Raw genomic sequence first — 13,447 nt, 5'->3', positions numbered from 1 at the left:
CACCCTGAAAATGAAGTTTTAAGTAATTTATATAAAATCAAATTTTAGAGAGAAAATGAAAAAGTTAGTATTAATGTTTGCTGCTGCCGTAATGGCAGTATCTGCATCTGCTCAGACTACACAGGAGAGCAAGTTCTTTGACAATTGGTATCTTGGTGTAAACGTTGGAGCTGCTACAAAGACTACTCACAATGCATGGTTCAAGAACGTAAATCCTTCAGTAGGTGTACGTCTCGGAAAGTGGTTTACTCCAGTTTGGGGTGCTGCTGTAGAGGCTGACCTCTATGCTCGTAACCGCAACCTGCCTTTTACACATAAGACTTTGGTTCGTGGTGCAAGCGGTAAGTTCATCGGTACTATCAATGCAACAAACCTCTTCTTGGGTTACAAGGGTGAGCCACGTAAATTCGAAATCATCCCATTGGCAGGCATCGGCGCTTACCACTCTTTCAACCTTCATAATGGCAACCTCAATGCCCTCACAGCTAACGCAGGTGTTGACTTCGCATTCAACCTTGGCGCAAACAAGGCTTGGCAGGTATATGTAGAGCCATCTATGAATTGGTTCCTTCACGACAACAAGAGTGCTTGCAATGGTTGCCAGTTTGATGTTAACAAGTCTGCTTTCCAGGTTAAGGTGGGTGTTAACTACAAGTTCAAGGGTTCTAACAACTCTCACAACTTCACTATCGTAACTCCACGCGACCAGAACGAGATTGATGGTTTGAATGGTCAGATCAACAACCTCCGCAACGACTTGAATAGCAAGGATTCTGAACTCGCAGCTAAGGACAAGCAGATCAAGGATCTCCAGAATGCGCTCAATGAGTGCCAGAAGGCTCCTAAGTATGTAAAGCCAGCTACTGCTACCAATTTGCAGCCAACAGTATTGTTTACTGTAGGTAAGTCAAAAGTAGAGCGTAGCCAGATGCCAAACATCGAGATGATTGCTCAGTATATGAAGAATCATCCAAATGCTAAGGTTGAAATTAAGGGTTATGCATCTCCAGAGGGTTCTAAGGAACTTAACCAGAAACTTTCTGAGGCTCGTGCCAATGCTGTAAAGAACATTCTCGTTAAGACTTACAAGATTAGCGCAAATCGTCTTCAGGCTAAGGGTATGGGTGCTACTGACAAGCTCTTCAAGCAGGTTGAGTTCAACCGTGTTGCTACATTCAATGATAACAATGCAGCTGAATAAAGAAATAAGTAGTTTCAGATATTTGGTCTTGTGACCAGGTCCTCCTAAACTTCGGTTTAGGAGGATTTTTTTTTCTTCTTACCTTTCTTACATGTCTGGCCGCCTCGCTTTATACTTTTTCGTCAGGTAATCTTAATAAGATAAGAGTTCAGTGTGGTTAATAAGCTCTTTCTTGTTTTTTTGCACAAAATCAGCAGAAATGAGTATCTATCGTGATAAATTGTAAGCATTTTATTTATTTTTCTAACAAAAAAACGAAGTTTTCTGAAATTTTATACGAAATTAGTTGGCTATTACATAAATTCTCTGTATCTTTGCAGGCAAATTATAACAAATGGGCTCGAGAGAGCCCTTTTAAGCAAGGAAATAAAAGAAAAAAAGATATGAAACATCCATTAAGAAGTAGCGTCTGCACTGAAGGCAGAAGAATGGCAGGTGCCCGAGCACTCTGGGTAGCTGCAGGTATGAAACACGAGCAGTTTGGTAAACCAATCATTGCTATCGTGAACAGCTTTACTCAGTTTGTGCCAGGTCATACCCATCTTCATGAAATCGGTCAGATCGTCAAGAAGGAAATCGAAGCTATGGGGTGCTACGCAGCCGAATTCAATACTATTGCCGTTGACGACGGTATCGCAATGGGACACGACGGAATGCTCTATTCCCTCCCAAGCCGTGACATCATTGCCGACTCTGTAGAATACATGGTCAATGCTCACAAGGCCGACGCCATGATCTGTATCTCAAACTGCGACAAGGTAACCCCAGGTATGCTCATGGCATCTATGCGACTGAACATTCCTACCGTGTTCTGCTCAGGTGGACCTATGGAAGCCGGACGCTGGAAGGGTGAGAACGCCGACTTGATTACAGCTATGATTAAGGGTGCTGATACAAGCGTTTCTGACGAGGAGATGACGCAGATTGAGCAGTGCGCCTGCCCAGGTTGCGGTAGCTGCTCAGGTATGTTTACCGCCAACTCTATGAACTCTCTCACCGAGGCCATCGGTCTGAGCTTGCCAGGTAACGGAACCATTCTTGCTACCCACAAAAACCGCATCCAACTTTTTAAAGATGCAGCACGCCAGATAGTTAAGAACGCTTATGCATATTATGAGGACGGCGACGAGAGCGTATTGCCACGCAATATAGCTACCCGAGACGCATTCCTCAACGCCATGACCCTGGACATCGCCATGGGCGGAAGCACCAACACTGTGCTCCACTTGCTGGCAGTAGCTCAGGAAGCTGGCGCAGACTTCAAGATGGAAGACATCGACCAATTGAGTCGCAAGGTGCCTTGCCTCTGCAAGTTGAGCCCTAACACCCAGAAATACAGTGTACAGGAGTGCAACCGCGCAGGTGGTATCCTCGGTATCCTGAACGAGCTGAATAAGGGCGGTCTGATCAACGGCGCCGTAAAGCGTGTTGACGGCAAGACACTCGATGAGCAGATGAAGAAATACGATATTACCGGCACAGAGATTGATGCCGAGGCTGACAGAATCTACCATTCAGCACCAGGCAGAAAGTTCTCTACCCAGATGGGTAGTCAGGACGCTCAGTGGGAGAGTCTCGACACCGACCGCGCCGAGGGTTGTATCCGCGACCTCGAGCATGCCTACACCAAGGATGGCGGACTGGCAGTGCTCTTCGGTAACATCGCCCAGAATGGTTGCGTAGTGAAGACAGCTGGAGTAGACCCAGTGCTCTGGCATTTTGAGGGTCCAGCCGTATGCTTTGATTCTCAGGAAGATGCATGCGAAGGCATCCTTGGCGGCAAGGTTAACTCAGGCGACTGCGTAGTCATCACCCACGAGGGTCCGAAGGGTGGCCCTGGCATGCAGGAGATGCTCTACCCAACCTCTTACATCAAGAGCCGTCACCTGGGCAAGGAATGTGCCCTCATCACCGATGGCCGCTTCTCAGGCGGTACATCAGGCTTGAGCATCGGTCACATCAGTCCAGAGGCTGCAGCAGGTGGTAACATCGGCAAGATTAAGGATGGCGACATCATCGTCATTGATATCCCTAGCCGCTCCATCAATGTGAAGCTCTCTGACGAGGAACTCGCAGCACGCCCACAGCAGCCGCTGAAGCGCAACCGCGTGGTTAGCAAGGCACTGCGCGCTTATGCCCAAAGCGTAAGTTCGGCAGATAAGGGCGGTGTGAGAATCATCGACTAGTCTTCGAGAGTCTTTGAAAAGACAGTTTTTAGAGTCTTTGAGAAAAGAAAAGTTTTTGAATTATTCAGAATAATAACATATAAATGGCAAAAGAAGTAATAACAGGAGCCGAAGCACTGATGCGCTCCCTGAAAAACGAGGATGTTAAAACCATCTTCGGATATCCGGGCGGCAGCATCATGCCAGTGTTTGATGCACTGTACGGTTACACGAGAGGTGAAAAGAAGATGTTTGACCACATATTGGTACGTCACGAGCAGGCTGCTGCTCACGCTGCACAGGGTTATGCCCGAGTCAGCGGCGAAGTGGGCGTCGCTCTTGTCACTAGTGGTCCTGGAGCTACTAATACATTGACCGGCATCGCTGATGCCATGATGGATTCTACACCAATCGTAGTCATCGCCGGACAGGTAGGCGTAGGTGCCCTGGGTACCGATGCTTTCCAGGAGGTAGACCTCGTGGGTGTTACCCAGCCAATCTCCAAGTGGTCTTACCAGATACGCCGTGCCGAGGATGTGGCATGGGCTGTGAGCCGTGCTTTCTACATCGCCCGCAGCGGACGTCCGGGACCTGTGGTGCTCGACTTTACAAAGAATGCGCAGGTGGCTACATGCGAGTGGGAACCAGTGAAATGTGAGAAGGTTACATCTTACAACCCTTATCCTACGATAGATGAAAAGGCGGTGGCTGAAGCTGCCGAACTCATCAACAATGCCAAGAAACCATTCGCCCTCGTGGGTCATGGAGTAGAGCTTGGCGGTGCACATAATGAACTCATCGAATTCCTCGAGAAGGCAGATATCCCTGCCGGCAGAACCCTGCTCGGCCTTTCTGCCCTGCCTAGCAACCACCCGCTCAACATGGGTATGCTCGGCATGCACGGTTCTTATGCTACCAACATGAAGACCCAGGAGTGTGATGTGCTCATCGCCATCGGTATGCGTTTCAGCGACCGTATCACAGGCGTGCCTTCTAAGTATGCTCCTCAGGCAAAGATTATCCACCTGGACATTGACAAGGCTGAGATTGATAAGGTTATCAAGACCGATGTGGCTGTTGTGGGCGACTGCAAGCAGAGTCTGCCAGCCATTACCCGTCTGCTGAACAAGAATGTTCACCGCGAGTGGAGAGATTCCTTCGAGGAATACCGCCAGCAGGAACAGGAAAAGGTAATAGAGAAGGATATCCATCCTACAGAGGGACCGCTGCTCATGGGCGAGGTGACCAACGTGGTAACGGAAGCTACTCATAATGAGGCTGTTCTCGTAAACGACGTAGGCCAGAACCAGATGATCAGTAGCCGCTACTTCAAGTTTACCAAGAAGCTGAGCATCGTAACCAGTGGTGGTTTCGGAACCATGGGCTTTGGTCTTCCGGCAGCCATCGGTGCCACCTTCGGAGCTCCCGACCGCACCATCTGCTGTTTCTTCGGCGACGGCGGTTTCCAGATGAACATCCAGGAACTGGGCACCATCATGGAGCAACAGGCACCGGTAAAGATGATTCTGCTGAACAACAACTATCTGGGCAACGTGCGCCAGTGGCAAGACCTGATGTTCGGCGGCCGTCACTCCTTCACCCACATGATGAATCCTCATTATGCAGAGATTGCCAAGGCCTACGGCATACCATACGATGTGGTAATAGACCGCAAGGACCTTCAGGCTAAGGTGGAGAAGATGATCAGCACCAAGGGTCCTTACCTGCTGGAGTGCGCCATCAAGGAGAATGAAGACATCGTTCCGATGACGCTGCCGGGCAAGAGTGTAGATGAGATGCAACTCGAGTTGAATTATTAAAAGTTCTCGGCTATATATATAATAAGGTGTAAATTCCTTCAAGAGGGAGCATCCTCCGAAAAGGAAAGACTCCGAAAAGTAACCGATTATTTTAAAATTTGGAAAAATGGAGAATAACAACGAAAAGAAATTATATACATTGCTTGTTTACTCAGAAAACATTGCCGGTATCCTGAATCAGATTACTGCCGTGTTTACTCGCAGACAGGTAAATATCGAGAGCTTGAATGTTTCGGCCAGCAGTATCAAGAATATACACAAGTATACCATCACGGTTTGGAGTGATGAAGAGCAGATTGAGAAAATCAACAAGGCAATAGAGAAGAAGATTGACGTGGTGAAGAGCGATTACTACTCCGACGACCAGATCTTCATCCATGAAGTGGCTCTCTTCAAGATTTCCACTCCGGTATTGCTCGAAAATCCAGAGGTTTCGCGCACCATCCGCAAGCATGATGCCCGCATGATGGAGGTGAATCCTACCTACAGCACCGTGCTTCTGGCAGGACTTACCGAAGACATAGCTGACCTTTTCCAGCAGCTCAACAGTTACAACTGCCTCCTTCAGTATACCCGAAGCGGCAGAATCGCTGTTACGAGAAGTTTTGACGAACCCATCTCTGATTATCTCAAGCAGAATTCAGAAGATTAGATTTCTTTCATATTTTGATGCCCTTTGTTCCCCTGGCTTCAAACTAGCGGAGCAGGGGGCTTTTTCGGTTTAAAACAACAAGACAAACAACAAGATAAAAGGACGAGACAGATATTATGGAACAGAAAATATTAGATAAGGTAGGGTGTTACGAATTTCTTTCGGAGCCTTTCCACTGCGATTTCAGCAGCCACCTCTTTATGGGGCATCTCGGAAATCATCTGCTCAATGCTGCCGATTTTCACAGCAACGACCGCGGGTTCGGTATGAACTACCTCATGCCCCGACACAAGACATGGGTTCTCAGCCGACTGGCCATTGAGATGACAGAGATGCCGAAGTCTTACGACCGCTTTGTGGTAGAAACCTGGTGCGAGAGTGCCATGAAATATTTCACATCCCGAGATTTCAAAATCTGCGGCAAGACATCATCATCAGAAGAAGCCAAGGTTTACGGTTACGGCAAGAGCGTGTGGGCAATGATTGATACAGAAACCCGACAGCCTGTTGATATTTTTGAAATTCACGACGGGCTTATCAAAGAATATATTGATTCGGAAAAACCTTGTCCTATCCAGGCAAGTTCGAGAGTGAAAATGGGCAAGGATGCCAAGCTGGTGAGAACCATTGACACCTATTATCATGATGTAGATGTTAACGGACACATCAACTCGGTAAAATACATCGAACATATCCTCGACCTCTTTGATCTGGATTATTACAAAAATCACTTTTTGCAAAGATTTGAGATAGCTTACGTAGCAGAAAGTCACCAGGGAGACCAACTTCATTTCTATTTGGAAGAAACAAGTGAGGCAGAAAAAATGCAAGAATACTGCATAAAGATAACGAAAACCGGCAAAAATGGCGTAAATGAGGTGGAAGTTGTAAGAAGTAAGGCTAAATTTATTAAAAATTGAAAGAAAAATTTGGTAGTTTCATTTTATTTGCTTATCTTTGCACTCAGAAAATAAAAATAAACCCAGAGCCGCCTTCTTGGATAGGGGGTGGACGGATCAAACAGGCTATCTTTGGATAAGAATACAGCTCGCATCCGTATGGACAAGTATAACCCGCGGCTCCACAAACGGCAAGCCGCACAAAAAATTAAAAATTATGGCAGAAATGAATTTCGGTGGCGTAATGGAAACTGTTGTCACCAGTCATGAATTTTCATTGGAGAAAGCACGTGAAGTATTGAAGAACGAAACTATCGCAGTTATCGGTTATGGTATCCAGGGTCCTGGTCAGGCTTGTAACCTTCGCGATAATGGTTTCAACGTCATCGTCGGACAGCGTCAGGGTAAGACCTACGAGAAGTGTCTGAAGGATGGTTGGGTTCCTGGTAAGACTCTGTTCTCTATCGAGGAAGCTGCTGAAAAAGGTACTATCATCTGCATGTTGCTTTCTGATGCCGGTCAGATTGCATGCTGGCCAAAGATTAAGCCACACCTCACAGCAGGTAAGACTTTGTATTATTCACATGGTTTCGCTATCAACTGGAGCGACCGCACAGGCGTTGTTCCACCAAAGGATATTGATGTAATCATGGTTGCTCCTAAGGGTTCTGGTACTTCTCTCCGCACTATGTTCTGTGAGGGTCGTGGTTTGAACTGCTCTTACGCTGTATACCAGGATGCATCTGGTAAGGCAGAGGAGAAGACTATTGCCTTCGGTATCGGTATCGGTGCCGGTTATTTGTTCAAGACAACATTCCAGCGTGAGGCTACTTCTGACCTCACAGGTGAGCGTGGCTCATTGATGGGTGCAATTGAGGGATTGTTGGAGGCACAGTATGACGTGCTCCGCGAGAATGGTCACTCACCATCTGAGGCTTTCAACGAGACTGTTGAGGAGCTCACACAGAGCCTTGGCCCTCTCTTCGGTGCTAAGGGTATGGATTGGATGTATGCTAACTGTTCAACAACAGCTCAGCGTGGTGCTCTTGACTGGGCTCCTCGTTTCCGTGAGGCTATCAAGCCTGTAATGGAGTGGTTGTACTACTCTGTAAAGACTGGTAACGAGGCTCAGATTTCTATCGACAAGAACTCTCAGGCTGATTACCGTGAGAAGTTGAACGCTGAACTCGAGGCTATGCGCAACAAGGAAATGTGGCAGGCTGGTGTTACAGTTCGTAAACTTCGCCCTGAGAATAACTAATTTTTTTCTCGTACATAATGTTGAAAAGGGAATGGCCCGAGAGGTGTCGTTCCCTTTTTTCATGTTTATATGTGGGTATAAGTTGCTGGCATATACAAATCTCGCTGCTGGCGTATGCGAAATCCCAATGCTGGCATATACAAAAAGCCCTGAAAAGGCAAAAGCATCTCTCTTCTGAAAAGCTTTTACTCCTTCAGGACTTATAAGATATTAGGGTTTCATTTCCGGTTTCGGTTCAAGCCGGATTTCATCTTCCTCAACATTCATCATATTCTCCACAACCATTTCTTCAAGAACTGCAGCCATATCTTCTGAATCATATTTCAGTTGGTTTAATTCTGTAATGTCATGTGGCTTTCCGTCTTTCAGCAAGTCTAGAATTTCTGATATAATAGTTTGCTTCTGGGGTATTTTGTGGTCTATGCAGACATCACATATCCCGCAGTCGTCCTTCATTTTCGTTTTTTCGCCAAAATAACTCAGAAGCTGGCGTGAACGGCAGATGCTGTCGTTCTTTGCATAACTGATAATGCTCTTGATGTGGGCAGTAAACTGTTTCTTGCGTACTTCCCATACCTCCTCAGGGATGATAACTCTGAAGCCATCTTCCCTAGGACGCGTATAGCTGATATAAGGTGTCTTGCGGCGGGGAATGAAGTCGATGATGTGGCGGGCACTCAGATTTTTCAGAATCATGTATACCTGCTGACGGTTTAGTTCGCTTACACGCTCTATCAGCGACTCATCAATGTAAACATAGTCGGTAAACAGACCGCCGTAATTACGCAGAAGCCCCGTAATAACAGACTCTTCCTTCTCCGAAACATTCTCTAGCAGATAGAGATCATTTCGGCTGATGTTAAATCTGATTCTTGCTTTTCCGTCAGGATTGTCCTCGTAGTGGATATAGCCTGAGCGCTCCAGAATGCGCAGAGCCGAGTCTACGCGAGTAGGGAAGTACTTGTAGGTGAAGCAGAACTTCTCTATCTCGAACATGAAAGTCTGTCCCATTCCGCTTCCAACTGCCACCTGGAAAAAGTAAGCAAGATGCTCGTAAACGTCTTTGATGAATTCTTTGTCTGGGAAGGTTTCGTCTATGCGTTTCATGAGTTTGTTTTCATCGCTCTGGTTGTAGAGCAGCACAGCATAAGCCTTTTCGCCGTCTCTTCCGCCTCTACCCGCCTCTTGAAAATAGGCTTCCAGTGAGTCTGGACAATCTATATGAATTACCATTCTCACATCTGACTTGTCTATTCCCATGCCGAAAGCATTGGTTGCTACCATTACCCTTATCTCGTCATTTTGCCAGTTTTTCTGTCGGATATCCTTCACGTCGGAATCCAGTCCGGCATGGTAAAATGTAGCAGAAATACCTTGTTTGTTCAGAAGTTCTGCCATCTCCTTGGTTCGTTTTCGGCTTCTCGCATAAATGATTGCCGAGCCTTGGGTACACTGCAGGATATGAACCATTTCGGTCAACTTGTCGTTGGTGGTGCGCACCACATAGGCAAGATTCTTGCGGGCAAAACTCATTTTAAATACGTTTTGCTTCTTGAAGTGAAGCTGGTTCTGGATATCTTCTACTACATCGGGAGTGGCCGTAGCCGTAAGAGCAAGGACTGGTACACCGGGCTTCATATCTCTTATTTTTGCAATTTCGAGATAAGACGGGCGGAAATCGTAACCCCACTGGCTGATGCAGTGAGCTTCATCTACCGTGATGAAACTCACCGGAATGTGGCGCAGTTTAGTTTGGAACAATTCTGAAGAAAGACGTTCTGGTGAAACATACAGAAACTTGATTTCACCGAAAATACAATTTTCCAATATTCGGAGAATCTCTTGGCGCGACAATCCTGTGTAGATGGCTTCAGCCAGGATGTTGCGGGCCTTGAGATGCTGTACCTGATCCTTCATCAGCGCAATGAGTGGAGTTACCACAATGCAGACGCCCTTTTGGGCAAGGGCTGGAACCTGGAAGGTGATGGATTTACCGCCACCTGTAGGCATAAGACCGAGGGTATCCTCACCTCGGGCTATACTCTCGATGATGTCTCGTTGTATGCCGCGAAAGTCAGGATACCCCCAATATGTACGTAGTATTTCTTGATATTTATCTGCCATTTTTTGAAACTTTTGCCCTTGCAGATTTCGATGCTTTTGCGTCCTGACGGATTTGCTCTACAAATCCGTGTAATCCGAGTAATCAGTGCCTAATCCATGCATAGGGCTAAGTACCTCATCCTTCGTTTGGACGGATGTCTTCTATCTGAAGTTGAACTTGGTTTTTCTTAAAAATATTCTCTTCTATGGTGAAGGCTATGTCGAAACTTCGCTTACTCTTGATGTAGCGGGCAGCTGCACTCTGACCGAAAGCGATGCCGTTTAAGACCGTGCTCGATTTTGAGTCTACCAGTTCCAACTTGATGTGTTCCTGTTCTCTGCCCACCACCTTGCTGGTACCATAATCATATACCCGGTTGGTGCAGAAAATAGGTTTCTGGTTACATGGACCGAAAGGAGAGAAGCGCTTCAAGTCGGCCTGCAGATGCTTGGTAATGTCTTTAAAGTCAATTTCAGCATCTATGTTGAGCATCGGTTCTGTCTGTTGAGGCGAAATATGCTCTTCTACATAATGCTGGAACCTGTCTCTGAACTCTCTAACCTTATCCCACTTCAAGGTAAGTCCGGCAGCATAGGTATGACCACCGAAATTGAGCAGGAGGTCGCGGCAACTCTTGATGGCTGAGTAGATGTCAAATCCCGTTACGCTACGTGCTGAACCTGTAGCCATATCACCATCCCGGGTCAGAACAATGGTAGGGCGGAAGTAGATTTCGGTGAGTCGGGAAGCAACAATGCCAATGACTCCCTTTTTCCAACCTTCATCATAGAGCACAATGCTGGAGTTGTGTTTCATGCTTTCCAGACGCGATACGATGCCGTTGGCTTCTTCAGTCATCTGCTTGTCTATGTCTTTGCGCTGCTCATTGTACTCATTGATGTGTCTGGCCATGCGCAGGGCTGAGGAATAGTCTCTTTCTACCAGCAGATCTACGCTCAGCTTGCCGTTCTCCATTCTGCCTGAAGCATTGATGCGGGGACCAATCTTGAACACAATATCGCTCATAGAGAGCTCGCGTCCGTTCAGTCCGCAGATGTCGATGATGGATTTCAGACCGATACTTGGATTGGTATTCAGCAACTTAAGACCATGGAAGGCGAGTATTCTGTTCTCATCTACCACCGGCACAATGTCGGCAGCAATACTCACGGCGCAGAAGTCGAGCAGAGGAATGAGCCTGGAGAACGGAATGTTGTTGTTCTTGGCAAAAGCCTGCATAAACTTGAATCCTACACCGCATCCGCAGAGATGCTTGAATGGGAATGGATCGTCAGGACGCTTCGGATTGAGTATGGCCACAGCAGGTGGCATCACATCGTCAGGAACGTGATGGTCGCAGATGATGAAGTCTATTCCCAGACTCTTGGCATATTCTATCTCCTGAATAGCCTTGATTCCGCAGTCTAGAATAATAATCAGTTTTACACCAGTCTGATGAGCAAAATCAATTCCTTTCTTACTCACTCCGTAACCTTCGTCGTAGCGGTCGGGAATGTAGTAGTCGATGTTTGAATAGAATTGCTGCAAGAATTTGTACACCAGGGCAACGGCGGTGCATCCGTCTACGTCATAGTCTCCGTAAACAAGGATACGTTCCTTTCTACCCATAGCATCGTTCAGGCGGTCTACGGCAATATCCATGTCTTTCATCAGGAATGGATTGATGAGATCTGAGAGTTGTGGACGGAAGAACCGTTTGGCTGCAGACTCTGTCGTAATCTCGCGCTTGATGAGCAAATGGGCAAGAACTGGGCTCATATTTAGCTTGGCGCCTAATTCTTCAGCTGCTTTTTGCTGTTCAGGTGTTGGTGATTCGTAATTCCATTTAAAATGCATTTTAATTATTTTTTATTTCTGCCCCCAAAGTTACGAAAATAAAATGACAAAAGGAAATGTTTAGGGAGGAATTTTACTAAATTACCTAGAAATAAGTAAAAATAAGACTTGTTGGCAACCCAAAATAAGTAAATAAGAGATTTTCTTGGCAACAAAAAAGGCAGCAAACTCATCGGTTTGCTGCCCCTTGAATATTTTTGTTTAGGAGAATGTCCATAGAAAACCTATAGACTGTTAACTATAAACTTTTAACTATTAAAACTCTCCTAGATTCCGAGCTTCTTGCGGATGTCCTTAGGAAGGGCGTTCTTGTTAACCATGAAGTCCATAGTCTTGTAAGCTACGAAAGCCTTGGTCATGTACCAGGTTCCCTTGTAGTCACCATACTCGCCCCAAGAGTTCTTAACCATGTAGTACTCCTTGCCGTTCTGATCCTTAGCGATACCGTAGATGTGCATACCGTGGTCGTCAGTTGTCTCCCAATTGTCGAATGCTTCCTGACGCATAGCCTGTGTAGGAACAATCTCAGGAGCATTTACGCCGAGAGAATCAAACTTCTCCTTCTTCTCGTCCTTTGAGAGCTTGAACCAATGGTCAGCATCTGTACCGGCCATAGAGCGAACCTTCTTTACGTCGTAAGCGATGCCGAGACCCTTGCGAGTGAAACCATCTTCTGTTACGTCACCTCCCCATGCTACTGTATAACCATTGTTTACAGCGTTGTCGATAATCTTGCAGATGTCTTCCATAGGAACGTTGTAGCTCAAAGGCCAGCGCCAGTTATCCTGTACCTCAACAGCAAACTTGCTCCACATTGGGTGATGGGTGTAGCTGGTAATGGTTACATAATCATCAAGATTCAAACCGAGGCTCTGGCAGAAGCTCTGTGGAGTATACTGCTTGCCCTCGTATGTAAACTTCTCAGGAGCCTTACCGATGTAAGAGTCGATGATGCCCTGAAGACCGCTCTTCCAGGCTGGAGAAAGCTTCTTAGCTGTGCTCTTTGCTACTGCCTCTACGTATGGAGTCATTACATTGAAGAACTCACCGAAGTTAGCCAAAGAGTCACCTGTCAATGAACCTGGTGCAGGCATGGCAGACTCAGGTACAATACCATAGTGCTGCAAAGCATAGAGTACATCGTAGGCGCTACCACCCTCAGAGAAGCTCACGTCGCCGTGCATTCTTACAGCCACTGTGGCGCGGTCCATATAAGTCTTGTTGGCTACGAACATTTCGCTGAGGTCGTAGGTCTTGCCTGTCTTCTTCAAAATTTCGCTCTCGAAGTAGCTGAGGGTAGAGTAAGCCCAGCACGTACCACTGCGGTTCTGGTCCTTGATGCTAGTGATAGGATTCTGCTTTACTACAGTAAATACAGGTTTGTTCTTTGCTACTTCTGCAGAGTCTGCAGCTTTCTTCGCATTTGCTCCTGTGGCTACCAAAGCCATCAAGGCTGCAACAATCATAGTTTTCTTCATGAATTCTTTT

General features: G+C 46.6%; 9 protein-coding genes. 6 read left to right on the top strand and 3 right to left on the bottom strand.

Going from position 1 to position 13,447, the window contains the following annotated elements:
- Positions 1-55: 55 nt before the first annotated feature.
- The 6 genes from KUA46_RS07840 to ilvC all read left to right on the top strand — a co-directional run bounded on the left by KUA46_RS07840 (position 56) and on the right by ilvC (position 7,998).
- A complete protein-coding gene (locus KUA46_RS07840; protein WP_117587126.1) occupies positions 56-1,201 on the top strand; it encodes an OmpA family protein in 1,146 nt (381 codons plus the stop codon).
- Between the two features lie 383 nt (positions 1,202-1,584).
- Positions 1,585-3,387, top strand: a complete 1,803-nt coding sequence (gene ilvD, locus KUA46_RS07835; RefSeq protein WP_040552905.1) for a dihydroxy-acid dehydratase — start codon at positions 1,585-1,587, stop codon at positions 3,385-3,387.
- Positions 3,388-3,470: 83 nt separating this feature from the next.
- Entirely contained in the window at positions 3,471-5,186 is a 1,716-nt protein-coding gene (gene ilvB / locus KUA46_RS07830; protein WP_118152122.1) for a biosynthetic-type acetolactate synthase large subunit, read from the top strand.
- 106 nt (positions 5,187-5,292) lie between these two features.
- Entirely contained in the window at positions 5,293-5,838 is a 546-nt protein-coding gene (gene ilvN, locus KUA46_RS07825) for an acetolactate synthase small subunit (protein ID WP_117692246.1), read from the top strand.
- A gap of 116 nt (positions 5,839-5,954) precedes the next feature.
- A complete protein-coding gene (locus KUA46_RS07820) occupies positions 5,955-6,758 on the top strand; it encodes an acyl-[acyl-carrier-protein] thioesterase (RefSeq protein WP_218487386.1) in 804 nt (267 codons plus the stop codon).
- A 196-nt stretch (positions 6,759-6,954) separates the two neighbouring features.
- Entirely contained in the window at positions 6,955-7,998 is a 1,044-nt protein-coding gene (gene ilvC, locus KUA46_RS07815) for a ketol-acid reductoisomerase (RefSeq protein WP_089543564.1), read from the top strand.
- Between the two features lie 210 nt (positions 7,999-8,208).
- Here the strand turns inward: ilvC and KUA46_RS07810 are convergent, their stop codons facing one another.
- The 3 genes from KUA46_RS07810 to KUA46_RS07800 all read right to left on the bottom strand — a co-directional run bounded on the left by KUA46_RS07810 (position 8,209) and on the right by KUA46_RS07800 (position 13,437).
- Entirely contained in the window at positions 8,209-10,122 is a 1,914-nt protein-coding gene (locus tag KUA46_RS07810) for a RecQ family ATP-dependent DNA helicase (protein WP_117727886.1), read from the bottom strand.
- 115 nt (positions 10,123-10,237) lie between these two features.
- A complete protein-coding gene (gene recJ / locus KUA46_RS07805; RefSeq protein WP_006847382.1) occupies positions 10,238-11,959 on the bottom strand; it encodes a single-stranded-DNA-specific exonuclease RecJ in 1,722 nt (573 codons plus the stop codon).
- Positions 11,960-12,225: 266 nt separating this feature from the next.
- The gene (locus KUA46_RS07800) at positions 12,226-13,437 is read right to left on the bottom strand and encodes an aminopeptidase C (RefSeq protein ID WP_022121917.1); all 1,212 of its coding nucleotides are present in this window, start codon (positions 13,435-13,437) and stop codon (positions 12,226-12,228) included.
- Positions 13,438-13,447: the final 10 nt, after the last annotated feature.

Source organism: Segatella copri (assembly GCF_019249765.2).
GTDB classification, from domain to species: domain Bacteria; phylum Bacteroidota; class Bacteroidia; order Bacteroidales; family Bacteroidaceae; genus Prevotella; species Prevotella copri_K.
Note: the sequence above shows the minus strand (reverse complement) of the source record. Positions and strands in the feature narration are given on the sequence as shown.